The organism is Flavobacterium rhizophilum, assembly GCF_046000485.1.
In the GTDB taxonomy this organism is placed as follows: domain Bacteria; phylum Bacteroidota; class Bacteroidia; order Flavobacteriales; family Flavobacteriaceae; genus Flavobacterium; species Flavobacterium rhizophilum.
In genome coordinates this window covers 222,259-247,780 of record NZ_JBELQB010000001.1, presented here as the reverse complement: position 1 = coordinate 247,780, position 25,522 = coordinate 222,259, and the positions used below count along the sequence as shown (strand labels likewise).

Sequence of the window (25,522 nt, the reverse complement as noted above, 5' to 3'; positions counted from 1 at the left end):
AGTGATAAATTATAGAAATTATTATCGTTTTTCCAAAAGTACAACATTTTCAACGTGATGTGTTTGTGGGAACATATCAACAGGGCGAACGCGTGTTACTTTGTATTTTTCGTCCATTAATGCTAAATCACGTGCCTGTGTAGCCGAATTACAGCTTACATAAACCACCTTCTCAGGAGCAATTTTTAATATCTGCTCAACAACATCTTTGTGCATACCGTCGCGTGGCGGGTCGGTTATAATTACATCCGGTGTACCGTGTGTATTTATAAACTCTTCATTAAACACTACTTTCATATCACCCACAAAAAAGTCACAGTTGGTTATTTCGTTGCGTTTTGCATTTTCTTTCGCATCAGCAATAGCTTCGGGTACTGCCTCAACACCAATAACTTTTTTCGCTTTTTTAGAAACAAATTGTGCAATGGTACCCGTACCTGTATACAAATCGTATACCAATTCGTTTCCGGTAAGTCCTGCAAATTCACGGGTTATTTTATAAAGCTCATAGGCCTGGTCAGAATTGGTTTGGTAAAACGACTTAGCATTAATGCTAAATTTCAAACCTTCCATTTCTTCCAGGATATAATCACGCCCTTTGTAAAGTATAATGTCCTGATCGTAAAGCGTATCGTTAGCCTTACTGTTAACTACATATTGTAGTGAAGTTATTTGAGGGAAACGATCGGCAAGAAAATCAAGAATAAGTTCTCTGTTTTCTTGATCGTCTTCAAAAAACTGTATAAGCACCATGATCTCTCCTGTAGAGGCAGTACGTATCATGAGTGTACGTAGTAACCCTTCGTGATTACGAGGATTAAAGAACGTTAGTCCGTTTTTATTGGCAAAATCCCTTATTTCGTTCCTGATGGAATTACTAGGGTCTTCCTGTAAACTACAGTGGGTAATATCAAGAATCTTGTCCCACATTTTAGGGATGTGGAATCCAAGTGCATTAGCATTGTCAATCTCTTCACCGCTTTGTATTTCCTCTTCTGTCATCCAGCGGGAATTAGAGAAAGAGAATTCCATTTTATTACGGTAAAAGAATTGTTTTTCAGAACCAAGTATAGGTTCAAATTCAGGCAGTTCTATTTTACCTATACGCTTAAGGTTATTGAATACCTCCTGATTTTTATAGAACAACTGCTGACTGTATTTCATGTTTTGCCATTTACAGCCTCCGCAGGAACCAAAATGACTACACACAGGTTCTGTTCTGTGTTCAGAAAATTCATGAATGTTAATAGCCCTACCTTCATAGTACGCTTTCCTTTTCTTAAAGGTTTGCACGTCTACTACATCTCCTGGTACCACATTTGGTATAAATATAACCTTACCATCGGGAGCCTTAGCCACCGATACTCCTTTTGCGCCTGCATCAAGAACCTTGACATTGTCAAATACGATCTTGTCTGATCTTTTTCTTCCCATGCGGCAAAAATAAACTATTGCCCATAAAATTTAAATAAATTTGTAATTAAACTAATCAAACAAAAATAATGGCATTATATCTGGCACTTTTCAGGGGGATAAACGTAAGCGGTAAAAACATAATAAAAATGGAAAGTTTGCGAAAGCAAATGGAACATACAGGCTACACTAATGTTCAGACATATATACAAAGCGGGAATGTAGTTTTTGAGGCAAAGCAAACATCTAAAGCTGAAATATCGGCTGCTATTGAATCACTAATAAAAAAAGAATACGCTTATGATATTACCGTTTTTGTGCTGGATATGGCAGATATGAACAAAGTAGCAGTGAAGAGTCCTTATGCCACAAGAGAAGAACTGGAAGAGGGGAGTAAAAAACTATATGTTACATTCCTGTCTCAGGTACCGCAAAAAGAGAATATACAAAAGCTTTATGACGCACCAATAGGTGATGATCTTATCGAGCTTAAAGATGATATATTATACTTTAAACTTGCATCAAAAGCATCTGATTCTAAACTGAGTAATAATCTTATCGAGTCGAAACTTAAGTTAAAGGCTACAACCCGTAACTGGAATACTACCATAAAGTTACTGGCAATGTTAGAGAAATCTAAAAAATAGGACTTCAGTTTTAATGTTATGTTAAATTTAAATCGTTGATTATTTGGTGTTTATCTATTGAGTAACTTTATAAGGAATAAAGAAACCAAATAAAAAAGATTTATGAAAAGACATGCAACTGCCCATTGGGAAGGATCTCTAAAAGAAGGAGCCGGAAAATTAACTACACAAAGTACTGTTCTAAATAACACACAATATTCTTTTAAAACCCGTTTTGAAGACGGAAACGGAACCAATCCTGAAGAACTGGTGGCAGCCGCCCATTCCGGATGTTTTACCATGCAGCTTACAGCTTATATTAATGAGGCAGGGTATGAAGTAGCGTCTATTGAAACCAAATGTGATATTGATTTTCAAAACGGAAGTATAGTTGAGTCTCATCTGTCGGTTGTAGCTAAAGTGGCCGAAATAAATACAGATAAGTTTCAGGAACTGGTAAAGAAAGCAGAGAGTAATTGTCCTATATCACGATTGCTTAATACAAAAATAACCTCGAATGCAACGCTTGTGCAGCAATAATTAAATTACAAAGGTTACTTAGTAAAGCCCCTTTTTGGGGCTTTTTTATTTGTAGTATATTTGGCTAATCAATCATCTTAATCAAATGAATCGTTTTGACCGTATTACTGCAATATTAATACAACTACAGTCTAAAAGGGTAGTTAAAGCACAAGACCTGGCCGACAGGTTTGACATCAGCCTTCGTACCGTATACCGCGACATACGTACACTAGAAGAAGCCGGAGTACCTTTATATGGTGAAGCCGGGGTGGGATACTCTCTGGTAGAAGGGTACAGGCTTCCGCCCGTAATGTTTAGCAGGGAAGAGGCTATAGCTTTTTTAACTGCCGAAAAACTTATGGAAAAGTTTACCGATGATTCCCTCCAAAGCCATTTTTCTTCGGCTATGTTTAAAGTTAAGGCGGTTTTAAGGGGAACAGAAAAAGACCTTGTAGAAAATCTGGAAAGCCAAATAATGGTGACCCAAAGAAAAACCAATGCTTCTCCGTCGGGTAATATACTTGATACATTACTTAAAGCAATATCGGATAAAAAGGTCATAAAAATGGAATATAAGGCTTTTGGAAATGAGGAGAGCCTGGAAAGAAAAATAGAATCTATAGGAGTATTTCATGAATATGAAAACTGGTATACCATAGGCTACTGTCATTTAAGGGACAGTTACAGGCAGTTCAGGTTAGACAGAGTGGTATGTATGGAACTTACAGATGAGCAGCAACAGGAACGTACTTCACTTAAGGAATTTAATGAGATGCGTGAAAGAGCAAAGGCCAGCCTTACTTTGCAAAAAGTAATTATTAAAGTAGATAAAACCATGGCTTTATATATACAGGAACATAAACATTATTATGGTTTTGTTTCTGAGAAAGTTTCTGATAATTATATAGAAATGACTTTTTTAACCCAGTCACCCCAACAGGGTTTTGTAAGATGGCTTGCTATGTTTGGTGATCATGTAGAACTGGTTGAGCCTTTATCGCTTAAAGCAGAGATGAAGAAGCTTTTGAATCGAATTTCAGAAAAAATGAATCTTTAAAATCCTACTGACATACTGTTGTCACAACATGGGGTTTACTTTGTAATGTCAAACAAATAAACCACAACAGTTATGGAATTAATCACATTATTAAAACAGGAATTGAATGAAGAGTCCAGAACAACCCGTAAAATGCTTAGCAGGGTACCGCCGGAAAAATTTGACTGGCAACCACACCCTAAAAGCATGACACTGGGCAGGCTTGCTTCACACGTGGCAGAACTACCGGGATGGGTAGCTATGGCTGTCGATACTCATGAGCTTGACTTTGCTGATAACCCTTATGAGCCTAAGGATGTTAAAAACACAGGTGAATTACTGGATTATTTTGAAGAGTCGCTTAAAAATGCGAAAGAAGGCCTTGAAAAAATCGATGTGAAAGATTTTAATGAGCCGTGGACACTGAGAAACGGAGAACAAATTCTTAATTCTTATACTAAATACAGTGTAATAAGGATGGCTTATTCTCAGGTTGTGCATCACAGGGCGCAGTTAGGTGTTTATTTAAGGTTACTTAATATACCTATACCGGGTAGTTATGGTCCAAGTGCCGACGAAGTGGCTTTCTAGTTTAAAAACACTAAAGTTTACTAATCCCTCACTGCAATACTGCATGGGGGATTTTTAATTACATTTTACTCAAAATAAATAATAAATCGTTTTAATTTTATTAATTTGCAACAAAGGATGATTTCTCTCCTAACTAAGCAGGAATTGTAAAGTGAAAATTAAAAATTTAGATTACAATGTCAGTTTTAGAAAAATTGAGTTCGGCAGATGCCATTGCTTTAGAAGACAAATACGGAGCGCATAACTATCACCCGCTTCCGGTAGTTTTAAGCAAAGGGGAAGGAGTTTATGTATGGGATGTTGAAGGGAAAAAGTATTATGATTTCCTATCGGCTTATTCGGCAGTAAACCAAGGACATTGCCATCCTAAAATTGTAGGTGCAATGATGGAGCAGGCTCAAACCCTAACATTAACATCAAGAGCTTTTTATAATGATAAGCTGGGCAGGTACGAAGAGTTTATAACCAAATATTTTGGGTTTGATAAGGTACTGCCAATGAATACAGGAGCAGAGGCTGTGGAAACTGCAATTAAACTTTGCCGTAAGTGGGCTTATGAGAAAAAAGGAATTGCAGAGCAGCAGGCTAAAATAGTAGTTTGTAAAAACAATTTCCACGGTAGGACAACAACAATAATTTCGTTCTCTAATGATGAGGATGCAAGGAAAAATTTCGGTCCGTATACAGAAGGCTTTATCAAAATAGAATACGATAACCTACAGGAACTTGAAGAAACTTTAAAAAATAACAATGATATAGCGGGATTTCTGGTAGAACCTATTCAGGGAGAAGCAGGGGTTTACGTACCTTCAGAAGGTTATTTAGCTAAAGCAAAAGCGCTTTGTGAAAAACATAATGTACTATTTATTGCAGATGAGGTTCAAACCGGTATAGCAAGAACCGGTAAATTACTTGCTGTAAACCACGAAAATGTAACTCCGGATATTCTTATTTTAGGAAAAGCACTTTCAGGAGGTGCTTATCCTGTATCAGCAGTATTAGCCAATAACACTATTATGGATGTTATTAAGCCGGGGCAGCACGGTTCTACTTTTGGAGGTAACCCGGTTGCTGCAGTTGTAGCAATAGCTGCATTAGAAGTAATTGAAGAGGAAAAACTTGCTGAAAATGCAGAAAAACTGGGAGTTATTTTCCGTAATAAAATAAATGAATATATTAGCGAAAGTAATATAGTTACTTTAGTAAGAGGTAAAGGTTTACTTAATGCTATAGTAATCAATGATACAGAAGACAGTTCTACAGCATGGGATATTTGTGTTAAGCTAAAAGAGCACGGATTATTAGCAAAACCAACCCATGGTAATATAATTCGTTTTGCACCGCCATTAGTTATGAATGAGGAGCAATTGTTAGACTGTGTTAGCATCATTACATCGACGCTTAAAGAATTTGAAAAATAATAAACACAATAAATAACCAATTAATTATTAACTAACATTTTTATTTTATGGAAAATAATTCCGCATTTGATTCTTTTGAATTACAAATTACTAATGAGTCTAAAGAGTATTTAAGAATTGCTGCTAAATGGTCGGGTTTCTTAGCAATTGTAGGTTTCATTTTTTTAGGTTTGGGAGCTCTTGGAGGATTTTCAATGCTGGCTTTAGGTAGTGCTATGGGATCTGCCATGGGAGGTGCTATGGGAGGTTTATCAGGTTCTGTTTTTGGAATTTTCTATCTTTTAGTAGTGGCTTTGGCTTTCATACCTACATTATACCTGTATAAATTTTCTTCAAGAACAAAACAGGCTTTATTAAGTAACAGAACAGAAGATCTTACTGAGTCTATGAAAAACCTAAAATCTTATTTTAGATTCATGGGAATTTTTACTCTAATAGTAATTGTTCTTTATATACTTTTAATTGTTATAGGTATAGGTGCTGCAGCCAGTATGGGAGGTAGAATGTAATTCATGTATACTCAATGTTAGAAATATAAAAATCCCGCTCTGTGCGGGATTTTTTATTTAAAAACTTATAGTAAATTTGGAGTCTTAATAAACACTATGAGAACAATTTTTATAATATTAATGTTTTTGGCCGCTTTTTGGGCTTTTTATGAGCAGTCTAAAGATCAGCCTAACAAAATATTAATGATTCTTGCTTTTGCAGTTTTTGCTTTTGGTTTAATGCGCCTTATGGCAAAAGTGCCAAGTAAGGAAGAAAGAGATGAAAGGGAAAACAGAGATGAAGACATTTAATATAGGTGATGAGGTAACGGTTTTAGATGACTCTTTTTCCGGTAAGGTAAAAGGGTTTAAAAAAGACAGAGTTATTATTGAAACTCCCGAAGGATTTGAGCTTGATTTTGAAGCACATGAATTGGTGAAAATTGCCGATACTGGTGATATGAAGTCATTATTTTCGTCTCAAAGCCTGTCTTCTGTATTGAAAGATAAGGAAGAGCCTAAAAAAAGAAGCTTTGTGAAAGAAAAGCGTTCTAAAAAAGATGAGTTTGTACTTGAGGTCGACTTGCATATAGAGAAACTAGTGCCTAACAAAAAGGGTATGTCCAACTATGATATACTTACTTTACAGACTGAAACAGCAAAGCGTCAAATAGATTTTGCAATCAAAAACAGAATGCCTAAAGTTGTATTAATACACGGAGTGGGAGAAGGGATACTTAAAGCAGAATTAGACTTCCTGTTAGGTAGATATGATAATATTAGTTTTCAGGATGCCAATTACAGAAAATACGGACTTGGTGCTACAGAGGTTTATATAAAACAAAACCCTGATAAATAAGAATAAAAAAAGCAGCCATTGGCTGCTTTTTTTATTCTGTACCAAATTGGCCAAAAATATAGTTGCCGTTTTCGTCTTCTGTTGGCTTAAAAGTTTCTTCATCGTTGGTAGAATTAAAAAAGGTAACATCGTGAAATATTACAGTGTGCTGAAATTCTCCCACAACAACTTCTTCGGTTATTACCCAAATCTCTCCGGTAGCTATCCATCGCTGTTCTACAACTGGTGTAATAGGAGGGGTGTTGCTACAAATTAATGTACCTGAAACAGTACTGGAGTACACATCAAAAATTACCCTGTTATCCGTTTCGTCAAGTTCAAGAATCCTTGGAGCATCAATACCGGTAACTTCATCAACAAATAAAGTATTGAAATTAGTGGAAGTAAGAACCATTTTTAATACTTCGTCAGAATTTATTTCGTAAAGTAATTTAGGAGCACTTTCATCTCCATTTACACATTGTGTAGGGTTTATAGGATCTCCGTTTGAATATTCTAAGAATTCAAAATCAAATCCTTGTGATGTAGTATATGTACCATAGTTTTGGTTTTCAATTACTATAGTCTCATCATCCTTAACAAATTCAAGTCTAACAATACTGATGCTGTGTTCAAAAGATACATCGCCATCATCACTTACAAGCTTAGTAGTAGTAACAGTAAGTTCACCACCCTGTGAGGCATTCCACTCTTCAACAACGGTAGGGGTTGCAGGAGGTAATGAGGTACAAATAGAAGAGGAAGTTACTGTACCACTGTAATTTCTGTAAATAACTTTATTGGCGCTATTCACAGTAATAGTATCAATAGCTCCGTCTATATTTGAAAAGTATTCATTAATATTTACATCAAGTATAAGTACTTCTGTTCCGTTTACCTTGTATAAAAACTCATTTGCAGTACATAACTGCGCTGTGGTCACATCACCAAAGTTAAAATCTTTAAACGTCATATCACCATCGTCACAGGCAAATACCAATATTACAATAGCAAACAGAGCAGATAGCTTTTTCATAAATTATATTTTTCAACAAAAATAACGTTTTTACCGAGTTGATAAAACGTTTTTATGAAGCTGTATATTATATATAATACATATTACTGCTTTTTAAGTAATTTTGCAGGTATGAAAAAAGTATATCTGGATAATGCATCTACCACAGCTATAAGGCCTGAAGTAATGAAGGAAATGATGGCTGTAATGTCACAAAACTTTGGGAACCCGTCTTCAGCACATAGTTACGGTAGGGGAGCTAAAGTACTTTTAGAAACAGCAAGAAAAACCATAGCATCACTAATAGGGGCTGAAGCTAGGGAAATTATATTTACATCGGGAGGTACTGAGGCTGATAATTGGATAATACGTAGTGCGGTTAAAGATTTAAAAGTTAAGCGTATAATAACCTCTAAAATTGAACATCATGCTGTATTGAATACGGTTAAAGTGTTGGAAACCGAATTTGATATTAATGTTGAGTATATTGCAGTTTCCCAAAATGGTATGGTCGATTTAGATCAGCTTAAAACACTTTTAGCAGATAAAATTCCTACACTGGTTAGCCTTATGCATGTTAATAACGAGACAGGGGTGATACTTGATATTGATAAAGTAGGGAAGATGTGTAAGGAATATGGAGCTTTGTTCCATTCAGACACTGTACAGTCAATAGGTAAAACGGAGATTGATTTAAAAAACCTTCCGATAGATTTTATCGCTGCAAGTGCACATAAATTTCATGGTCCAAAAGGTATAGGTTTTGCTTTTATAAGGAAGAATACTCCGCTACATGCTATGATATACGGTGGCGAACAGGAAAAAGGGATGAGAGCCGGAACCGAAGCTATCCACCAAATAGTTGGTATGGCAAAGGCCTTGGAATTGTCTTATAAACACTTAAATGGAGAAAGAGACCAAATAACAATATTAAAGCAGTATTTGTTTAAAAAACTTGATTCTGAATTCTCTGGTTATACTATAAATGGTGAAGGAGCTGAATTGTTTTACAATCTGGCAAATGTGATGCTGCCATTACCTGATGAGAAAACAGGGATGATTCTGTTCCATTTGGATATGAAAGGAATAGCGGTGTCAAGAGGAAGTGCCTGCCAAAGTGGTAGTATAAAACCTTCGCATGTTTTAAAGGAAATGCTTACCGAAGAGGATGTAAAAAAGCCTTCACTTCGTGTTTCATTAAGTCACTACAATACTAAAGAAGATATTGATTTACTTATCGATGCTCTTAAAACAGTATAATATATAAAATCCGCTGATGTTGCTGTACAGCGGATTTTATTACTAACTCAAATCTTAAAAGATCTTCAAAGTTATCAGCTTAGATAAAACTGTTCAATACCCATAACTAGGTATTATTTAACTTTAAAATTAGGCCTTATTTTTGTATTTGTTATAAAAATAACCAGGCAGAAAGCCTAAATTTAGAATTACAACGCCACAGAACAAAAGGATACCTGCTGCAGGCCAGTGCATAATTTTAAATAATATTGCTGTACTGATTAAAAAACTGGCGATGAAGCCAAATACATAAATTGATTTTTTCATGATTAATGGTTTTAAGTTAATAATTAAAGATTAAAATGCATTTTATTAAAATGTATAATGATTAAAAAATGAGGCAATATGCCTCTAATTTTTATTATTGATCTTTGCTAAATATTCCTCGTGAAACTTAGTTTGTATTTTTGATAGAAAAATAACGGTAAAAAGCCAAAAATAAGGAAGAAGAACCCTATTACTAAAGAAATACTTGCCCATGGCCAATGCATAACTTTAAATAGTATACCAATACAAATAAATAATGTACTGATTAACCCAAATGCGGAAACAAATTTTTCTCTTCTCATATTTTTCCTAAAGGTGATTAGTAAATAAGTATCACGCTCTATGGCTCTCATTTCATTGTAGCCGCCAAAGTTCTTTATGGCTTCTTTATAAGCAGTATCAAAATCGTTATGCTTACTGTTTTCAATTAGGGAACATATATGGTCCAGTACATCACTGTGAAGCTCTTCGGTCGTAAGGCCGTAAAACTTAAGGTTATCTGAGATATATTCTATTTGCTGTTCACTTAGTATCATTTGGCAACTTCTTTTTCTTTAAAAATAATAGACAATGTACTGATAAAGTTATTTAGCTCATCAGTAACCTGCTGTGCAGCTTTAATACCGTTACTGGTTACCTGATAGTATTTGCGTACCCTTTTGCCTATATATACTTTCTCTGTTTCCAGTATGCCTTCGGCTTCCAGTTTATGGAGTATAGGGTATAGCGCTCCTTCAGATATGTCGATCTTTCCTCTGGTTATATCCTTAACCGTTTGTGTAATTTCATAACCATACATTTTACCCTTATCATGAAGCAGTTTCAGGATAATAGGTTGTAGTGTTCCTTTGGTGAGTTCTTTACTATACATAATACAAATATACATTTTATTTAAATGTATACAATTAAAACGTATTATTTTTGGTTTTAGTATAAAAAGAAAGGAGCCCTAAGGCTCCTTTATAATATTTTATTTTAAATGTGTGTCAAAATAGTCGGCTATTTTGTGATTCAGGTGAATCCTGTCTTTACCGCGAACATTGTGTTCGTGAGTAGGGTATAGGAAGTAATCAACCTGTTTTCCTGCTGTGATACACGCATTAATAAACTCCATGCTGTGTTGTTGTACAACCACGTTATCCTGAGCACCGTGTATCATAAGTAGTCTTCCTGTTAGTTTAGAAGCTTTGTTTACTACGCTCGCTTTCTCATAACCTTCAGGGTTTTCCTGTGGCATATCCATGTAACGCTCTCCATACATCACTTCATAATACTGCCAGTCACAAACAGGACCTCCTGCAACACCCACTTTAAAAGTATCTCCGTGATTAAGCATTAGGGAAGTAGACATGAATCCGCCAAAACTCCATCCGTAAACACCAATTTTATCCTGATTTACAAATGATTTTGATTTAAGGAACTCAATGCCTTTCATTTGGTCTGCCATTTCATTCTGACCAAGGTTTCTGTGAATTACGTGTTCAAAATCACGTCCTCGTGCATCACTACCTCTGTTATCAAGTGTAAATACAACATATCCCTGCTGCGCCATGTAGTAGTCAAATAATGAAGCACCACCTAACCAGTCGTTAGTCACTAACTGTGCGTGAGGACCACCATAAACATAAACCATTACCGGATATTGTTTGTTAGCGTCAAAGTTACCTGGGTAAATAAGTCGTCCGTTAAGCGGAGTTTTACCATCGGCAGCAGTTATAGTAACCAGTTCCATTTTAGTTAGTTCGGTTACACCAGTGTATGGGTTACCTGATTTGAATAAAGGTGTAGTTTTTTTAGAAGCTATAGCAATAATGCTTACATCATTTGGAGTTGTAGTATTGCTAAAGCTGTCAAGTGCTAAAGATCCGTCACTGTTAACCATTACAGAGTGTGTACCCGAACCGTTAGTAATTTGTGTGGTTTTACCTGATTTAAGGTTTACCTGATATAATTGCCTGTCTAAACCATTGTTAGCAGTACCAACATAGAATACAGTTTTTCCTTTAGCGTCAAAGTTTAAAAGCTCCATTACAACAACGTCGTTGTAACCAAGTTTTTTAATCAGTTTGCCATCGGTATTATAAACATAAAGCTGTTCGTAGCCGTCTTTCTCTGTTCTGTAAAGGAACTTATCATTACTGTTAGGAAGGAAAGTAAGGTCGTGTAAAGGTTCTACATAAGTAGAAGACTGCTCTTCAAAAAGAGTATTTACAAGATTACCGGTAGCAGCTTCATACCTATTAAGTTTTAAATGATTTTGCTCACGGTTAAGTACACCAACAAATACATATTTGTTGTCCGGACTCCAGGTTACACAGGTTAAGAACTGCTCTTTAGGACCTTCGGTTTTAAGTGTGGTTTTAGTGTTAGAAGCAACATTGTAAACCACCAGGGTTACTTCTTCACTTTTCATTCCTGCCATAGGGTATTTGATATCGTTTTCTTTAGCTATGCGCTGGCCGAAGTCAACAAGCGGATAGTTAGCGACCATAGTTTCATCCTTACGGTAGTATAAAAGCATATTACTATCCGGTGACCACCACATACCTTTATTAATACCAAATTCCTGACGGTGAACGTAGTCACTGCCGTTTACAATACTTTTATCAGTATCGTTTGTAACGTTAGTGTTGTTTCCGTTTTCATCAGTAATAACAATGTTGTTTTCGTTTAACCATGCAGCTTTGGTTCCGTTTGGAGCCATAGTTTGCTGTGCAGCATCTGTAGAGAAAGAAACAGCATGTTTAACCTCTTTTTTCTCTACATCAAAAAGTACAAGATAGGTACTGTTTGTTCCTGTAGCATTAAAGGAAATAGTATTTTTTTCTTTCCACTCATATTGGTAAGGGAATATCTGAAAACTGAAATAATCAGAAGGGAATTTAGCTTTAAGAGCCGATGTCAGGTCTTGTTTGGTAAGGAATGTAGTTTCTTCCCAGTTAGACTCTTCACTTCTTGACATAAGTTTTGAGTAAGTATTGTCAAGATAAGTAATGGTTTTGGTATCGGTTCTCCATTGTGGAGCAGTTAAGCTTTTAGGAGCATAGGCTTGATATTGCCCATAGGTAGCCTGCTCTATGGTAAGGTTTTGTTGTGCTGTTGCAACCATTCCCGTTAAAAGGAACAGCAGTAAAAGTTTTTTCATGTTTTTATATTTTATGGCGAATTTAATTAAACTCAATCTTATTCAGAAATATAATAATGCCAATTAGTAGTGTTTATTACTGATTAGTTACAAAAAAACCGAATTAATTGAGTTTCTTTTTTTGAGTTTTAATAAAAAAATCCGTTTCAGTAGAAACGGATTTTCGGTTGTTTATGTTTGAATACACACTTATAATACTCCAAGCTCCTGCATGCAGCTTTTCATCATATTATATGTTCTTTCAATATCGTTGTCAAGTCCTATTGAGAAACGGATAAGACCATCGGTTAATCCCATTTCAACCTGCTCATCCATTGGTATTTCACTTGATGTTGAACTACCCGGAGCACTAAATAAGGTTTTGTAGAAACCTAAACTCACGGCAAGGTAACCAAGGTTTTTATGCTGCATAAGTTCCATTAATTCGTTAGCCTTGTCAAGAGAACCAACATCAACAGTCATCATACCTCCAAAACCATATTCAGGATTAATCATCCCTTTGTATAATTTGTGGCTAGGGTGACTTTCAAGCCCCGGATATACTACTTTTAATCCGTCCTGTTCGAAACGCTCAGCCAAATACATAGCATTATGGCTGTGTTGTTTCATTCGTATGTGCAAAGTCCTTAAATTTTTAAGTATACTTGCCGCTCTAAGGCTGTCCATTGTAGGGCCTAAAAGCATGCTGGCACCATCGTTAACGTTGCGAAGCGCATCAATAAACTCCTGAGTACCACAAACCACACCACCTACAGTGTCGCTACTTCCGTTAATAAACTTAGTAAGACTGTGTATTACCACATCGGCACCCATTTTAGCAGGCGCTACAGATAGTGGAGAGAAAGTATTATCTACAACCAGTTTAAGGTTGTGTTTTTTAGCAATTTTAGCAAGGCTTTCGATATCAGCAACCTCAAGTAACGGATTACTTACTGTCTCACAGTAAAGAATTTTAGTATTTGGGGTAATTGCTGCTTCTACCACATCAAGCTTAGTAATATCAACAAAAGAAGTGGTGATATTCAGCTTAGGTAAAAAGTTTTTCATAAAAGCATAAGTACCGCCATATATAGTACGACTTGATACAATATGATCTCCGGCTCCGCAAAGTTGTAATAATACAGGTGTAATAGCCCCCATACCAGATGCTGCAACATTAGCAGTTTCTGTACCTTCCATAGCGGCAAGTGCCTGACCTAAGTATAGGTTACTTGGAGATGAGTGACGGGAGTACAGGTAGCATCCCTCAGCATTTCCTTCAAATGTATCAAACATTGTTTTTGCAGAAAGGAATGTATAAGTAGATGAATCTGAAATAGAAGGGTTTACACCTCCAAATTCACCAAAGTACTGTAAGTCCTGTATATTATCGGCCGGATTGAATTTCATAAATGTTTTGTTTTTAATAGTTTATGTTTTCAAAGAGAATAAAAACTGCTATAAAAATCAATGATAATCTATATATTTGGTTTTTATCTCTGTATAATTGTTATTATGTAGATTTAAAATTTATAAAATATTCTAAATTATAGTTTTTAACCGAAAATTTTTCACATGACTTTTGATGCAACCGACAGGAAAATATTGATGCTGCTTCAGCAGGACAGTACCCGAACCACAAAAGAGCTTTCTTTAAAATTAAACCTATCTGTTACAGCTGTTTATGAGCGTGTAAAAAAACTGGAACGTGAAGGAGTGGTAGACAGGTATGTGGCGGTACTGAACCAAAAAAAGGTGAACAGGGCATTTGTGGTATTTTGTCATTTGAAACTTACCCAGCATGCTAAAGAGTATCTTACTCATTTTGAGCAGGAAGTGGTAAGGCTGGACGAGGTGATTGAGTGTTATCACGTAAGCGGTGACTATGATTATATCCTTAAGATTTTTGTAGCCGATATGGAAGAATACCGTGAGTTTATGGTGACTAAGCTTACTACTTTAAAACACATAGGTAGTACGCATAGTACTTTTATGATTAGCGAAGTGAAAAATACTAATGTTATAACTTTATAGCTATCTTTACGTTTCAACCGAATCTATTATTATGAAAAAATACTTCTTGCTGCTTTTTGGCAGCGTTATTTTTACGTCCTGTACTCAGGAAAAAAAGCTAAACGATTTACAGGTACAAGTGGAACAGGGAATCCTAGAAGGTATTGTCCTGCCAAGCGGAATACATAGTTTTAAAGGTATACCTTTTGCTCAACCACCTGTTGGCGAACTACGATGGAAAGCACCACAACCGCCTCTAAAATGGGAGGGTATTTTAAAAGCTGATGCATTTAAGGACAATGCCATGCAAAAGGATGTTTTTGGCGATATGAAATTCAGATCGTCGGGCATGAGTGAAGATTGTCTTTATCTTAATGTATGGGTTCCTGCAAATGCTAATGAGGAAAAGCTGCCTGTATTGGTTTATTTTTATGGCGGAGGCTTTGTAGCCGGAGACGGATCTGAAGGGAGGTATGACGGAGAAACACTTGCTAAAGAAGGTATCATTACTGTAACGCTAAACTACAGGCTAGGGATATTCGGGTTCTTTTCACACCCTGAACTTACTAAAGAATCACCTAATAACGCATCGGGCAACTATGGTTTACTGGATCAGAATGCTGCTTTGGTTTGGGTTAAAAATAATATTGCTCCTTTTGGTGGCGATCCAAATAAAATTACCATAGCGGGAGAGTCAGCCGGATCAATATCGGTATCAGCACAAATGGCTTCGCCGTTATCAAAGGATTTAATAAACGGGGCTATAGGGGAGAGCGGTGCCATGATAAAACCTACTCTTGATGCTGTTCCTTTAAATGAGGCAGAACAAAACGGACTTGATTTTGCAAAACGCATTAATGCACAATCCTTGGCAGACTTGAGAAAATTACCAGCTGATTCATTGTTAGATGAAGCTTCAAAATGGGGTGCCTTTAATACCAGAGCTACTGTAGATGGTTATTTTTTACCAAAGTTACCATCTGCTTTTTTTGCTGATGGGGAACAGTCAAAAGTACCTTTACTGGCAGGATGGACATCGGCAGAAATGCCTTATATGGCTTTTATGCAGGGGCAATATCCTAATCCGGAAAATTATGCTGAAAGGGTGAAACAGATGTTTGGTGATAATGCAGAAGAAGTTTTAAAATTGTATCCGGGTACTACCCAGGAGGAAGTAATACAATCGGCTACTGCACTGGCAAGTGATAATTTTATAGTTTTCAGTACCTGGAAGTGGGCTGAACTTCATAAAAACACGACAGGGCAACCAACATATGTTTATAGGTTTGCACAGCAACGCCCTCCGTTAAAGTCAGAACTGGGGAATGTGAAAGAAGGTCTTGCAGGAGGAATAATTAAGGAAGAAGGAGAAAAGAAAGAAAATGAAATGCCTGCAGCACTGCCGGGAGCATCACATGCTTCCGATATAGAATATCTGTTGGGTAATCTTAACAACAATGAACTTTATAACTGGACAGATGAGGATCACAAAGTATCTCAAACAGGAGTGAAGTATCTGGCTAATTTTATTAAAACAGGAAATCCAAACGGAGAAAACCTGCCTCAATGGCCTGTTAGCAAAGCTAATGAGGCTATGAATGTACTTACTATAGGTCCTGAAACATCTGCCACACCTGAGCAGCACAGGGAAAGGTATTTGTTCCTTAATACCTATTATGGATTTTAACTAAAAACCATAAAAATCAAAAAGGCTGTCTCTTGTTTAAAGTGACAGCCTTTTTTACATCTAAAAAAAACTATGAATTAAAATGTGTAGCCTATACCCACACCTAATAAAAGAGGGTTAATGTCTACATCGGCTGGTATGCTAAGTCCCGGTGCAAGGTTGGAACCGTCTACTGTTACATCGGTATTAAGAAACAGCTGTTTGGCATCGGCATTAATGTAAAATTTATCACTTATTTTGATGTCAAAGCCCAGTTGTAACGCAAAGCCTACACTGTTATCATAATTTACATCCTTCACGGTATTTCCCGGTTTTACATCATAAAAAATAGTGTAGTTGATACCGGCACCTACATAAGGTTTAAACATTCCGTCAAAAGTGTAAAAATGGTATTGTACAGTAAGGGTAGGAGGTAGTAATCTTACACTACCCAAATCAACATCGGCACTTGTTGGCCCTCCAATAGCTGAAATGTCAGAGCCTGTAGTTTTTACATCATGTTTTGAAGTGCCTAAAATAAGTTCGGCAGCTATGTTTTTGGTAAAAAAGTAAGTAAAGTCCAGTTCAGGGATAAACGTACTGCTTATATCTGCATCTCCGCCAATAATCCCTATATCAGCACTTTCGTTAGGTAATACACCTACGCCGCGTACGCGAACCATCCATCGGTCAAAGTCTGCAGAATCGTTATTGTTTTCCTGAGCAGTTGCAGTTGTGGCACAAAATAGTGAAGCTGCCATTGCTGCAAATAATATTTTTTTCATGGTTTTGTGTTTTTAAATTATACACCAAAAGTAGGGTGTACTACAGAGGAAAAAACTGACATTAATCATGGTTTGACAATTACTTTATCTGCATACTATAAGGGATGCTTCAAGAGGTGAGTTTTGTGGCTGTAATGTATTTTTAACACCTTTTTAAGCTTTTTTGTTTCAACTTTTATGATTTGAGGCTGCCGACATCACAAATTAACATTGAGGATAGAAAATTAAACTCATGTTTTTGACATTTGTACTACCCAAAAGAAAAAACTTCGCTAAATTTGCCTTACAAAATTAAAACACACAAAAAGTTATATTATGAGTTCATTTGACGTAGTCGTTATAGGCTCTGGACCCGGCGGATATGTTGCCGCTATCCGTTGTGCACAACTAGGTTTTAACACAGCAATCATAGAAAAATATCCAACCCTTGGAGGTACTTGCCTTAACGTAGGCTGTATTCCGTCTAAAGCACTTCTTGATTCATCTCACCACTATCATGATGCAATCTCTCACTTTAAAGAGCACGGTATTGATATTCCGGGAGAGATAAAAGTAAACTTTGAGCAAATGATTGCCCGTAAGCAGGGTGTTGTAGATCAAAATGTAAGCGGAATTAAATACCTTATGGATAAAAACAAGATTACTGTTTTTGAAGGTGTTGGTTCATTTGAAGATGCTACTCATATTAAAGTAACTAAAAACGACGGTTCTGAAGAGACTATCGAAGCTAAAAACACTATTTTGGCTACAGGTTCTAAACCATCTTCATTACCATTTATTAAAATTGACAAGGAAAAAATAATCACTTCTACAGAAGCACTTAAGCTTAAAGAGGTTCCTAAACACCTTATCGTTATTGGTGGTGGTGTTATCGGTCTTGAGCTTGGTCAGGTGTACCTTCGTTTAGGTGCTCAGGTATCTGTAGTTGAATATCTTGACAGAATCATTCCTGGTATGGATGCAGGCTTATCTAAAGAGCTTACTAAAGTACTTAAAAAACAGGGAATGAAATTCTATACTTCTCACAAAGTAAAATCTGTAGAAAGAAACGGAGAAGGAGTGCAGGTACAGGCAGAAAATGCTAAAGGAGAAACGATTACTCTTGATGGTGATTACTCATTAGTTTCTGTAGGTCGCCGTCCGTTTACAGATGGTCTTAATCTTGATAAAGCAGGTATCAAAGTGTCTGACAGAGGACAAATTGAAGTAAACGATCATTTACAAACTAATGTGTCTAACATTTACGCTATTGGTGATGTTATTCGTGGTGCTATGTTAGCGCACAAAGCAGAGGAAGAAGGTGTATTTGTTGCTGAAACTCTTGCCGGACAAAAACCTCATATCGATTATAACCTAATTCCGGGAGTTGTTTATACATGGCCTGAAGTTGCTGCAGTTGGTAAAACAGAAGAGCAATTAAAAGAAGAAGGTGTAAAATACAAATCAGGAAGTTTCCCGTTCAAAGCTTTAGGACGTTCACGTGCAAGTATGGATACTGACGGGTTTGTGAAAATCCTTGCTGATGCAGAGACTGACGAAGTTCTTGGTGTTCACATGATTGGTGCTCGTGTTGCCGATCTTATTGCTGAGGCTGTAACAGCAATGGAATTCAGGGCATCTGCAGAAGATATTTCAAGAATGTCTCACGCTCACCCTACGTATGCAGAGGCTGTAAAAGAAGCTGCTCTTGCTGCTACTGACAACAGAGCATTACACGTATAATTAAAGTAATTCAATTATATATACAAAACCCCGCTAATAGTGGGGTTTTCTTTTATATTTTTTTCAGAGTATCTTTTAATAATAAATGATTTGTATTGAGTGTCGTTATTCGTGACAGGGAGTTTGTAGATTTATATTAAGAAAAGTAGGAGTGGTGTAAACAAAAAATCCCCGCTTAAAAAAGCAGGGATTTGACGCACTAATAAACTAAGTTAAAAGGTTTATCTCAATCGGTCTACCGATTTTACAAGATCTTCGTCCTTTTTGATAGCCTTATTGGCAAGGCTTAAAAAAACGATAGAAACAATAGGAAGAAGCATCCCAATACCCTTCTCTGAGATAACAAGATCCTTGTTAGTCTCTCCGGATAAGTTTAGCGACCTGAAAATGAATAATCCTAATAAAATTAAATTTAATATTATATTAAGCCTGCCCATTACAAACTGGCTTTTTCTTTTCTTAAATGATACAATACTTACTAAAGATAACGTAGCGCTTAACCCAAATAGTACAATGTATCCTAAATTTTCCATAAACATGAAACCGTTTCCGGAAGCAGTAGTCCACAAAGGAAAAATAAATGGCAATACGCCTGCAGACACAAGGGCTATTAATAGGTATATAGTTTGTATTCTTTGTAACATTATCTCTTGTTTGCTGCACAAAAATATGGTTTCTTTTTTAAAAAATACTATTGCACAGTAAAAATAAATTCGTATTATTGCATGACATAACCATAAGTGCTTCATTCTCCGAAGCATTAGATTTCAAATAAAAAATTACACCCTTCACTTTTTATTTATTAAATTGAATACACTCTCAATAATTTAATTAACATTGATGCATGTTTGATATTTCCGAACTAAAAGAAATGAAGCTAACCGAGCTTCAGGAAATTGCTAAAAAAGCTAAAATCAGTAAATACAGAGGCTTAAAAAAAGACGAACTTGTTTACCAGATTTTAGATCACCAGGCTGCAAATCCAACCCAAATCAAACCTTTGTTTGATGAAACGGGTGCAGCTAACGAAGCACTACCACAAGATAAAGCTGAAAAGCCTAAAAGGGCAAGGATAGCTAAAGAAAAGCCTGCAGCCAGGGCTAAAACCGAAACGGCTCCACAGGCAAAGGCTGAAAACAACCCTGTTGTAAAAGAAACAAAAACTCCTGAAGCTAAACCTGCAGAGCAGGAACAAAAAGCACAGGATAAAAATTTTGTAAAAAAGAAACCTGAGCCTAAAAATCAGCAACGTCCTGTAAAAGAACAGCCTGCTACAGAAGTCAAAAGCGATGCTCAGGTAAACAATACACCTCCGGCTAAAGACGATAATAAAAAAAGAAATCCTACTCAGGATAACAGGCAGAAAAATCAAAAACCTGCCGATAATAAGCTTACTAAAGCTCAAATATCAGAGGAAGAGAGGCTGGCTCAAATCGAAAGGGCTAACGCTAACAATCCAAATCATCCAAGTTATAAAAAGAAACAAAATTTCAGAGAACCTGATTATGAGTTTGACGGAATTATTGAAAGTGAAGGTGTACTTGAAATGATGCCTGATGGTTACGGTTTCCTTCGCTCTTCTGATTATAACTACTTAGCGTCTCCTGATGATATTTACTTGTCTAACTCACAAATCCGTTTATTCGGTTTAAAAACAGGAGATACAGTAAAAGGTGTTGTTCGTCCGCCAAAAGAAGGAGAGAAATACTTTCCCCTTGTTAGGGTTTTAAAAATAAACGGACACGATCCGCAGGTTGTAAGAGACAGGGTTTCTTTTGAACACTTAACCCCGCTTTTCCCTGAAGAAAGATTTAACCTTGCTAATAAGCAAAGTACCATTTCTACAAGAATTATCGATTTGTTTTCACCTATAGGTAAAGGGCAGCGTGGTATGATCGTTGCACAGCCTAAAACGGGTAAAACAATGTTGCTAAAAGATATAGCCAATTCTATCGCGGCTAACCACCCTGAAGTTTACCTTATAGTATTGCTTATTGATGAGCGACCTGAAGAGGTTACCGATATGCAGCGTAGTGTAAGGGGAGAGGTTATTGCTTCTACCTTTGATGAGCCTGCAGAGCGTCACGTAAAAGTTGCTAATATAGTGCTTGAAAAAGCAAAACGTTTGGTAGAGTGTGGTCATGATGTAGTGATACTGCTTGACTCTATTACACGTTTGGCAAGGGCTTACAATACGGTTCAGCCGGCATCCGGTAAAGTATTGAGTGGTGGTGTAGATGCTAATGCGCTTCAAAAACCAAAACGTTTCTTTGGTGCTGCCCGTAATATTGAAGGCGGAGGTTCTTTAAGTATTATCGCTACTGCACTTACTGATACCGGCTCTAAAATGGACGAGGTTATCTTTGAAGAGTTTAAAGGTACAGGTAATATGGAGCTTCAGCTAGACCGTAAAATTGCTAACAGACGTATATTCCCGGCTATTGATCTTACTTCGTCAAGTACGCGTAGGGATGATCTTCTTCTTGATGAAAAAACCATACAGCGTATGTGGATTATGAGGAAGTATCTGGCCGATATGAACCCTGTAGAAGCAATGGACTTTATAAATGAGCGTTTCAAGAAAACAAGAAACAACGAAGAGTTTCTGCTTTCCATGAATGATTAATATAAAAAAGCCTCTGTATCACAGAGGCTTTTTTATTACTTGTTGGCCGGCTATTTTTTCATTTTAAAAATGAGCCAAACAATAAGTATCAGTACTGCTATTACAATAAAAACGCCTACACTTACACCTGCCTGAAATATATCTCCGGCTAATTCACATCCGGTAAGGGATACTAACATCAGTAATAATAAAGCAGGTTTTAAAATACTCTTTTTCATAGCTTTTTGCTTTTAGATTGTTACTATAAAGTTAAAGTACTTAAAATCGTATTTCGTTAAAATTGAATTAATGTTGAAGTGCAGGGTGTAGATACTAAAATTAAATATGTGGTGTTATTTTTTCTAATTCTGTTTTTTCATTACTTTTACACTCCAAACTTAACACAGCACTATGAGCCATAAAATATTGCTAACTTCAAAAGAAGTCAATATCATCCTTAACCGTTTGGCCTGCCAGTTAATTGAAAAACATCTTGATTTTTCTGATACTATACTTATTGGATTACAGCCCAGAGGCCGTTATCTGGCAGAACGTATAAAACAATTGCTGGAACAGGATTATAATGTGAAAGATGTACCACTTGGATTTTTGGATATTACATTTTTCAGGGACGACTTCCGTAGGTCTGATAAGCCATTAGAGGCAAACAAAACCCAAATTGACTTTTTAGTAGAAAATAAAAAGGTAGTTTTTATTGACGATGTATTGTATACCGGGCGAAGCATAAGGTCTGCACTTACGGCAATACAGTCGTTCGGAAGGCCTTCTGAGATAGAATTACTGGTACTTATAGACCGTCGTTTCAGCAGGCATTTGCCTATACAGCCTGATTACAGAGGACGTCAGGTAGATGCAATCAATAACGAGAAGGTAAAAGTAACCTGGGAACAGAACGAGGGAGAGGATAGTGTTTATTTAATTTAGGCGTAACAGCAACAGTAAGTAATGAAAGAATTAAGCGTTAATCATTTATTAGGAATAAAATATATCAACAAAGCTGATATTGACCTTATTTTTGAAACGGCCGACCATTTTAAAGAAGTAATAAACCGACCTATTAAAAAAGTCCCTTCACTTAGGGATATTACCATAGCCAATATATTTTTTGAAAACAGTACGCGTACTAAGCTTTCTTTTGAGCTGGCACAAAAGCGACTTTCGGCAGATGTTATAAGCTTTTCGGCTGCACAATCATCAGTAAAGAAAGGAGAAACGCTTATAGATACTGTGAATAATATCCTTTCTATGAAGGTGGATATGGTAGTAATGAGACACTCACATCCGGGGGCGGCCCACTTCCTTTCGCAAAATGTAAGTGCAAGTATAGTTAATGCCGGGGATGGTGCTCACGAGCACCCTACACAGGGCTTACTGGATTCATATACTATAAGGGAAAGACTTGGTGATGTAGGCGGTAAGAAAGTTGTTATTGTAGGTGATATTCTTCACTCAAGGGTAGCGCTTTCCAATATTTTTGCATTACAGCTTCAGGGAGCCGAAGTTATGGTTTGCGGACCAAAAACCTTAATTCCTAGGTATGTTGAATCTCTTGGTGTGAAAGTAGAGTCTAATCTTCGTAAAGCACTGGAGTGGTGTGATGTTGCCAATATGCTTAGGGTACAAAATGAACGCCTTGATGTAAACTATTTCCCATCTACAAGGGAATATAGCCAGCAATATGGAGTTGATAAGGAGTTACTGAACTCACTTAACAAGGAAATTGTTATAATGCACCCGGGACCAATAAACAGAGGGGTAGAGATTACCAGTGATGTTGCCGACTCACAACAGTCTGTTATTTTAAACCAGGTCGAAAACGGTGTTGCTGTAAGAATGGCGGTTATTTATCTGTTAGCCTCTAAAATAAAGCAATAAGCATAAAATTATTTTAAAAACAGTATTTTTTAGCTATCTGTTTGTAAATTAGCTATAACAGCACAGTAACTTATGAAAGTAGACGAAAAAGGACATACCGTTACTTTAAAAAACACTCAGGGAGATATCAATGCCTTCAGGGAGAAAATAGAAGGGGAATATAACTCCTTTAAAAATCTAAACATCATACTTGATGTTACTCAGGATACCGGACTGGGATTAAATGATGTTTTATCATTTTTGTCACTATCCAATAAGCACAGAAAATCTAAAAAATCGTTTGTTATGGTAGTTAGCGATTTTGATTTTAATGAAGTTCCCGATGAGATGATTGTAGTACCTACAGTTTTAGAGGCAAACGATATCATTGAGATGGAAGAGATAGAAAGAGACCTGGGCTTTTAATTTTTATTTATAAATACTGTTACTTTAAGTAGCAGCAAACAAAAAGGCATTTATAATGACCCTGCTTTTTTGTTTTCAAAATTCAAGCAGATGAATCTCACCATACTTGGCTGTTATGCCGCTACTCCAAGAACATTAACTAATCCTACCTCACAGGTTTTAGAGATAAAAAACAGGATGTTTTTGATAGACTGTGGCGAAGGCACACAGGTACAGCTCAGGAAAAATAAAATACGTTTTTCTAAAATCAATCACGTTTTTATTTCACACCTTCATGGGGATCATGTTTACGGACTTATAGGTTTGATTTCTACGTTCTCATTATTGGGAAGGAAAAATGACCTTCATATTCATGGACCTAAGGGTATTAAGGAAATGATATTGGTACAGTTAAAACTTTCAGCATCATGGACAACCTATAATCTTTACTTTCATGAGTTGCAGGGAAATGATTCTCAGGTTGTTTTTGAAGATGAAAAAGTAATAGTACGAACGATTCCTTTGAAACATAGGGTATATACTAACGGTTACCTGTTTGAGGAAAAACCTGCCGAACGTAAACTGCATATCGGAAAAGTAGAGGATTACGGAATTGATACCTGCTATTATCAAAAGATAAAAAACGGTAGTGATATTACACTTGATGACGGAAGAGTGATACCCAATATCGAATTGACATTTGATCCGCCAGCTCCAAAAAGTTATGCTTTCTGTTCAGATACTTTGTATAATGAAAATATATTACCGGTTATTAATAATGTAGATGTTTTGTATCATGAAAGTACTTTTTTAGATACTGAAGAATATTTGTGTGAAAAAACTATGCACAGTACGGCTAAGCAGGCTGCGACTATAGCTAAGAAAGCTAATGCTAAACACTTAGTATTAGGCCATTTCTCTACACGCTATGACTCTATAGGGTTGTTTAAAGAAGAAGCTCAATCTGTTTTTGAAAATGTTGAACTGGCTGATGACGGTAAGTTTTTTGAGTTCTGATTATTATAATAACTAAAACTAATTATTTAAAAAATAAATAAATTTAAACCGTTATTTATACAGGTTAAAAAGATATAAAATGGAAGATTTAAGTAATTACAGACGTTCGTATGAAAAAGGTGAATTAACCGAACAGAATTTACCTGAAGATCCTATATCGCTTTTTAAAAAGTGGTTTCATGAGGTTGAAGATTTTGATGCTGTTGCAGAGGTAAATGCCATGACGGTTTCTACTATAGGTAAAGACGGTTTTCCAAAAGCTAGGGTTGTATTGCTTAAACAGTTTACTTATGAAGGTTTTATATTCTATACCAATTATAATTCGGAAAAAGGGAAGGCAATAGAAGCTAACCCGAATGTTTGTCTTTCCTTTTTTTGGAATGAACTTGAACGTCAGGTTATTATAAAAGGTGTTGCCGAAAAAGTTTCAGAAAACATATCAGACGGTTATTTTGAAAGCCGTCCGGAAGGAAGCAGGCTTGGTGCTATTGTTTCACCTCAAAGTGAAGTTATTCCATCGCGTGATTATCTTGAAAATAAACTGCATGACCTTGAAAACGAATATAAAGGAAAAGAAATTCCGCGTCCAAAAAACTGGGGGGGCTTTATCGTAAAACCCGTGGAGGTTGAATTTTGGCAGGGAAGGCCAAACAGACTTCATGACAGGATACGTTATAAGCTACAGGAAGATTTCAGTTGGTTAACCGACAGGCTTGCACCGTAATAAAAATTAACATATATTTTTGATTTTATTAAGCTATTTTTTCTGATATTTAATATATAGATATTTTAAA

Annotated in this window: 28 protein-coding genes; 18 read left to right on the top strand and 10 right to left on the bottom strand. The window is 36.3% G+C overall.

What is annotated here, in order from left to right; all coding sequences use genetic code 11:
- Nucleotides 1–21: 21 nt before the first annotated feature.
- The gene (gene rlmD, locus ABS768_RS01205; RefSeq protein ID WP_408073081.1) at nucleotides 22–1,434 is read right to left on the bottom strand and encodes a 23S rRNA (uracil(1939)-C(5))-methyltransferase RlmD; all 1,413 of its coding nucleotides are present in this window, start codon (nucleotides 1,432–1,434) and stop codon (nucleotides 22–24) included.
- 68 nt (nucleotides 1,435–1,502) lie between these two features.
- Between rlmD and ABS768_RS01200 the strand changes: the two genes are divergently transcribed.
- The 8 genes from ABS768_RS01200 (at nucleotide 1,503) to ABS768_RS01165 (ending at nucleotide 6,956) form a co-directional block, all read left to right on the top strand.
- Nucleotides 1,503–2,060 (top strand): DUF1697 domain-containing protein, encoded by a 558-nt coding sequence (locus tag ABS768_RS01200; RefSeq protein WP_408073079.1) that lies wholly within the window; start codon nucleotides 1,503–1,505, stop codon nucleotides 2,058–2,060.
- Nucleotides 2,061–2,162: 102 nt separating this feature from the next.
- Nucleotides 2,163–2,579 (top strand): OsmC family protein, encoded by a 417-nt coding sequence (locus ABS768_RS01195; protein ID WP_408073078.1) that lies wholly within the window; start codon nucleotides 2,163–2,165, stop codon nucleotides 2,577–2,579.
- A gap of 85 nt (nucleotides 2,580–2,664) precedes the next feature.
- Entirely contained in the window at nucleotides 2,665–3,618 is a 954-nt protein-coding gene (locus ABS768_RS01190) for a helix-turn-helix transcriptional regulator (RefSeq protein ID WP_408073077.1), read from the top strand.
- 72 nt (nucleotides 3,619–3,690) lie between these two features.
- On the top strand, nucleotides 3,691–4,188 hold the full coding sequence (locus tag ABS768_RS01185) for a DinB family protein (RefSeq protein ID WP_408073076.1): 498 nt from the start codon (nucleotides 3,691–3,693) through the stop codon (nucleotides 4,186–4,188).
- A 176-nt stretch (nucleotides 4,189–4,364) separates the two neighbouring features.
- On the top strand, nucleotides 4,365–5,609 hold the full coding sequence (gene rocD, locus ABS768_RS01180; RefSeq protein ID WP_408073075.1) for an ornithine--oxo-acid transaminase: 1,245 nt from the start codon (nucleotides 4,365–4,367) through the stop codon (nucleotides 5,607–5,609).
- 47 nt (nucleotides 5,610–5,656) lie between these two features.
- Complete coding sequence (locus ABS768_RS01175) at nucleotides 5,657–6,118, top strand: DUF5362 family protein (RefSeq protein WP_408073074.1); 462 nt, start codon at nucleotides 5,657–5,659, stop codon at nucleotides 6,116–6,118.
- A 96-nt stretch (nucleotides 6,119–6,214) separates the two neighbouring features.
- Entirely contained in the window at nucleotides 6,215–6,409 is a 195-nt protein-coding gene (locus ABS768_RS01170) for a hypothetical protein (protein WP_157484258.1), read from the top strand.
- Nucleotides 6,396–6,956 (top strand): Smr/MutS family protein, encoded by a 561-nt coding sequence (locus tag ABS768_RS01165; protein ID WP_408073073.1) that lies wholly within the window; start codon nucleotides 6,396–6,398, stop codon nucleotides 6,954–6,956. Before ABS768_RS01170 ends, ABS768_RS01165 begins: the two co-directional genes overlap by 14 nt.
- Before the next feature lie 31 nt (nucleotides 6,957–6,987).
- Here the strand turns inward: ABS768_RS01165 and ABS768_RS01160 are convergent, their stop codons facing one another.
- A complete protein-coding gene (locus ABS768_RS01160) occupies nucleotides 6,988–7,971 on the bottom strand; it encodes a hypothetical protein (RefSeq protein ID WP_408073072.1) in 984 nt (327 codons plus the stop codon).
- 111 nt (nucleotides 7,972–8,082) lie between these two features.
- On the opposite strand from ABS768_RS01160, the gene ABS768_RS01155 reads away from it, so the two are divergent.
- On the top strand, nucleotides 8,083–9,210 hold the full coding sequence (locus ABS768_RS01155) for a cysteine desulfurase family protein (RefSeq protein ID WP_408073071.1): 1,128 nt from the start codon (nucleotides 8,083–8,085) through the stop codon (nucleotides 9,208–9,210).
- Nucleotides 9,211–9,339: 129 nt separating this feature from the next.
- Here ABS768_RS01155 and ABS768_RS01150 read toward each other — a convergent pair whose 3' ends face one another.
- The 5 genes from ABS768_RS01150 to ABS768_RS01130 form a co-directional block, all read right to left on the bottom strand.
- Nucleotides 9,340–9,516 (bottom strand): hypothetical protein, encoded by a 177-nt coding sequence (locus ABS768_RS01150; RefSeq protein WP_408073070.1) that lies wholly within the window; start codon nucleotides 9,514–9,516, stop codon nucleotides 9,340–9,342.
- 107 nt (nucleotides 9,517–9,623) lie between these two features.
- Nucleotides 9,624–10,052: a hypothetical protein gene (locus ABS768_RS01145; protein WP_408073069.1), complete on the bottom strand. Its 429-nt coding sequence runs from the start codon at nucleotides 10,050–10,052 to the stop codon at nucleotides 9,624–9,626.
- Nucleotides 10,049–10,387, bottom strand: coding sequence for a PadR family transcriptional regulator (locus ABS768_RS01140; protein ID WP_408073068.1), 339 nt, complete (start codon nucleotides 10,385–10,387; stop codon nucleotides 10,049–10,051). Before ABS768_RS01140 ends, ABS768_RS01145 begins: the two co-directional genes overlap by 4 nt.
- Nucleotides 10,388–10,486: 99 nt before the next feature.
- Nucleotides 10,487–12,661, bottom strand: a complete 2,175-nt coding sequence (locus ABS768_RS01135) for a S9 family peptidase (RefSeq protein WP_408073067.1) — start codon at nucleotides 12,659–12,661, stop codon at nucleotides 10,487–10,489.
- A gap of 189 nt (nucleotides 12,662–12,850) precedes the next feature.
- Nucleotides 12,851–14,050, bottom strand: a complete 1,200-nt coding sequence (locus tag ABS768_RS01130) for an aminotransferase class I/II-fold pyridoxal phosphate-dependent enzyme (protein WP_408073066.1) — start codon at nucleotides 14,048–14,050, stop codon at nucleotides 12,851–12,853.
- Between the two features lie 165 nt (nucleotides 14,051–14,215).
- On the opposite strand from ABS768_RS01130, the gene ABS768_RS01125 reads away from it, so the two are divergent.
- Nucleotides 14,216–14,674, top strand: a complete 459-nt coding sequence (locus tag ABS768_RS01125; protein ID WP_408073065.1) for an Lrp/AsnC family transcriptional regulator — start codon at nucleotides 14,216–14,218, stop codon at nucleotides 14,672–14,674.
- A gap of 31 nt (nucleotides 14,675–14,705) precedes the next feature.
- Complete coding sequence (locus ABS768_RS01120; protein WP_408073064.1) at nucleotides 14,706–16,340, top strand: carboxylesterase/lipase family protein; 1,635 nt, start codon at nucleotides 14,706–14,708, stop codon at nucleotides 16,338–16,340.
- Nucleotides 16,341–16,417: 77 nt separating this feature from the next.
- Here the strand turns inward: ABS768_RS01120 and ABS768_RS01115 are convergent, their stop codons facing one another.
- Nucleotides 16,418–17,104, bottom strand: coding sequence for an OmpW/AlkL family protein (locus ABS768_RS01115; protein ID WP_408073063.1), 687 nt, complete (start codon nucleotides 17,102–17,104; stop codon nucleotides 16,418–16,420).
- Between the two features lie 315 nt (nucleotides 17,105–17,419).
- Here ABS768_RS01115 and lpdA point away from each other — a divergent pair, with 315 nt between their 5' ends.
- The gene (gene lpdA, locus ABS768_RS01110; protein WP_408073062.1) at nucleotides 17,420–18,826 is read left to right on the top strand and encodes a dihydrolipoyl dehydrogenase; all 1,407 of its coding nucleotides are present in this window, start codon (nucleotides 17,420–17,422) and stop codon (nucleotides 18,824–18,826) included.
- Between the two features lie 221 nt (nucleotides 18,827–19,047).
- On the opposite strand, the gene ABS768_RS01105 is transcribed toward lpdA, so the two are convergent.
- The gene (locus tag ABS768_RS01105) at nucleotides 19,048–19,470 is read right to left on the bottom strand and encodes a DUF4293 domain-containing protein (RefSeq protein WP_408073061.1); all 423 of its coding nucleotides are present in this window, start codon (nucleotides 19,468–19,470) and stop codon (nucleotides 19,048–19,050) included.
- Nucleotides 19,471–19,670: 200 nt separating this feature from the next.
- On the opposite strand from ABS768_RS01105, the gene rho reads away from it, so the two are divergent.
- Nucleotides 19,671–21,452 carry a transcription termination factor Rho gene (rho, locus tag ABS768_RS01100; RefSeq protein ID WP_408073060.1) on the top strand — a complete coding sequence of 594 codons (1,782 nt, stop codon included), beginning with the start codon at nucleotides 19,671–19,673 and terminating at the stop codon, nucleotides 21,450–21,452.
- A 50-nt stretch (nucleotides 21,453–21,502) separates the two neighbouring features.
- Here rho and ABS768_RS01095 read toward each other — a convergent pair whose 3' ends face one another.
- Entirely contained in the window at nucleotides 21,503–21,670 is a 168-nt protein-coding gene (locus tag ABS768_RS01095; protein WP_408073059.1) for a hypothetical protein, read from the bottom strand.
- A gap of 172 nt (nucleotides 21,671–21,842) precedes the next feature.
- On the opposite strand from ABS768_RS01095, the gene pyrR reads away from it, so the two are divergent.
- The 5 genes from pyrR to pdxH all read left to right on the top strand — a co-directional run bounded on the left by pyrR (nucleotide 21,843) and on the right by pdxH (nucleotide 25,452).
- Complete coding sequence (gene pyrR, locus ABS768_RS01090; RefSeq protein ID WP_408073058.1) at nucleotides 21,843–22,376, top strand: bifunctional pyr operon transcriptional regulator/uracil phosphoribosyltransferase PyrR; 534 nt, start codon at nucleotides 21,843–21,845, stop codon at nucleotides 22,374–22,376.
- A gap of 21 nt (nucleotides 22,377–22,397) precedes the next feature.
- Nucleotides 22,398–23,327 (top strand): aspartate carbamoyltransferase catalytic subunit, encoded by a 930-nt coding sequence (locus ABS768_RS01085; RefSeq protein WP_408073057.1) that lies wholly within the window; start codon nucleotides 22,398–22,400, stop codon nucleotides 23,325–23,327.
- 72 nt (nucleotides 23,328–23,399) lie between these two features.
- Entirely contained in the window at nucleotides 23,400–23,732 is a 333-nt protein-coding gene (locus ABS768_RS01080; protein WP_408073056.1) for a ribonuclease Z, read from the top strand.
- Nucleotides 23,733–23,822: 90 nt separating this feature from the next.
- A complete protein-coding gene (locus ABS768_RS01075; protein WP_408073055.1) occupies nucleotides 23,823–24,728 on the top strand; it encodes a ribonuclease Z in 906 nt (301 codons plus the stop codon).
- Nucleotides 24,729–24,807: 79 nt separating this feature from the next.
- Nucleotides 24,808–25,452, top strand: a complete 645-nt coding sequence (gene pdxH, locus ABS768_RS01070) for a pyridoxamine 5'-phosphate oxidase (RefSeq protein WP_408073054.1) — start codon at nucleotides 24,808–24,810, stop codon at nucleotides 25,450–25,452.
- Nucleotides 25,453–25,522 lie beyond the last annotated feature (70 nt).

Excerpts from the sequence above, each read along its gene's own strand:
- rlmD (WP_408073081.1), bottom strand. The coding sequence starts at position 1,434 with ATGGGAAGAAAAAGATCAGACAAGATCGTATTTGACAATGTCAAGGTT.
- ABS768_RS01200 (WP_408073079.1), top strand. The coding sequence starts at position 1,503 with ATGGCATTATATCTGGCACTTTTCAGGGGGATAAACGTAAGCGGTAAA.
- ABS768_RS01195 (WP_408073078.1), top strand. The coding sequence starts at position 2,163 with ATGAAAAGACATGCAACTGCCCATTGGGAAGGATCTCTAAAAGAAGGA.
- ABS768_RS01190 (WP_408073077.1), top strand. The coding sequence starts at position 2,665 with ATGAATCGTTTTGACCGTATTACTGCAATATTAATACAACTACAGTCT.
- ABS768_RS01185 (WP_408073076.1), top strand. The coding sequence starts at position 3,691 with ATGGAATTAATCACATTATTAAAACAGGAATTGAATGAAGAGTCCAGA.
- rocD (WP_408073075.1), top strand. The coding sequence starts at position 4,365 with ATGTCAGTTTTAGAAAAATTGAGTTCGGCAGATGCCATTGCTTTAGAA.
- ABS768_RS01175 (WP_408073074.1), top strand. The coding sequence starts at position 5,657 with ATGGAAAATAATTCCGCATTTGATTCTTTTGAATTACAAATTACTAAT.
- ABS768_RS01170 (WP_157484258.1), top strand. The coding sequence starts at position 6,215 with ATGAGAACAATTTTTATAATATTAATGTTTTTGGCCGCTTTTTGGGCT.
- ABS768_RS01165 (WP_408073073.1), top strand. The coding sequence starts at position 6,396 with ATGAAGACATTTAATATAGGTGATGAGGTAACGGTTTTAGATGACTCT.
- ABS768_RS01160 (WP_408073072.1), bottom strand. The coding sequence starts at position 7,971 with ATGAAAAAGCTATCTGCTCTGTTTGCTATTGTAATATTGGTATTTGCC.
- ABS768_RS01155 (WP_408073071.1), top strand. The coding sequence starts at position 8,083 with ATGAAAAAAGTATATCTGGATAATGCATCTACCACAGCTATAAGGCCT.
- ABS768_RS01150 (WP_408073070.1), bottom strand. The coding sequence starts at position 9,516 with ATGAAAAAATCAATTTATGTATTTGGCTTCATCGCCAGTTTTTTAATC.
- ABS768_RS01145 (WP_408073069.1), bottom strand. The coding sequence starts at position 10,052 with ATGATACTAAGTGAACAGCAAATAGAATATATCTCAGATAACCTTAAG.
- ABS768_RS01140 (WP_408073068.1), bottom strand. The coding sequence starts at position 10,387 with ATGTATAGTAAAGAACTCACCAAAGGAACACTACAACCTATTATCCTG.
- ABS768_RS01135 (WP_408073067.1), bottom strand. The coding sequence starts at position 12,661 with ATGAAAAAACTTTTACTGCTGTTCCTTTTAACGGGAATGGTTGCAACA.
- ABS768_RS01130 (WP_408073066.1), bottom strand. The coding sequence starts at position 14,050 with ATGAAATTCAATCCGGCCGATAATATACAGGACTTACAGTACTTTGGT.
- ABS768_RS01125 (WP_408073065.1), top strand. The coding sequence starts at position 14,216 with ATGACTTTTGATGCAACCGACAGGAAAATATTGATGCTGCTTCAGCAG.
- ABS768_RS01120 (WP_408073064.1), top strand. The coding sequence starts at position 14,706 with ATGAAAAAATACTTCTTGCTGCTTTTTGGCAGCGTTATTTTTACGTCC.
- ABS768_RS01115 (WP_408073063.1), bottom strand. The coding sequence starts at position 17,104 with ATGAAAAAAATATTATTTGCAGCAATGGCAGCTTCACTATTTTGTGCC.
- lpdA (WP_408073062.1), top strand. The coding sequence starts at position 17,420 with ATGAGTTCATTTGACGTAGTCGTTATAGGCTCTGGACCCGGCGGATAT.
- ABS768_RS01105 (WP_408073061.1), bottom strand. The coding sequence starts at position 19,470 with ATGTTACAAAGAATACAAACTATATACCTATTAATAGCCCTTGTGTCT.
- rho (WP_408073060.1), top strand. The coding sequence starts at position 19,671 with ATGTTTGATATTTCCGAACTAAAAGAAATGAAGCTAACCGAGCTTCAG.
- ABS768_RS01095 (WP_408073059.1), bottom strand. The coding sequence starts at position 21,670 with ATGAAAAAGAGTATTTTAAAACCTGCTTTATTATTACTGATGTTAGTA.
- pyrR (WP_408073058.1), top strand. The coding sequence starts at position 21,843 with ATGAGCCATAAAATATTGCTAACTTCAAAAGAAGTCAATATCATCCTT.
- ABS768_RS01085 (WP_408073057.1), top strand. The coding sequence starts at position 22,398 with ATGAAAGAATTAAGCGTTAATCATTTATTAGGAATAAAATATATCAAC.
- ABS768_RS01080 (WP_408073056.1), top strand. The coding sequence starts at position 23,400 with ATGAAAGTAGACGAAAAAGGACATACCGTTACTTTAAAAAACACTCAG.
- ABS768_RS01075 (WP_408073055.1), top strand. The coding sequence starts at position 23,823 with ATGAATCTCACCATACTTGGCTGTTATGCCGCTACTCCAAGAACATTA.
- pdxH (WP_408073054.1), top strand. The coding sequence starts at position 24,808 with ATGGAAGATTTAAGTAATTACAGACGTTCGTATGAAAAAGGTGAATTA.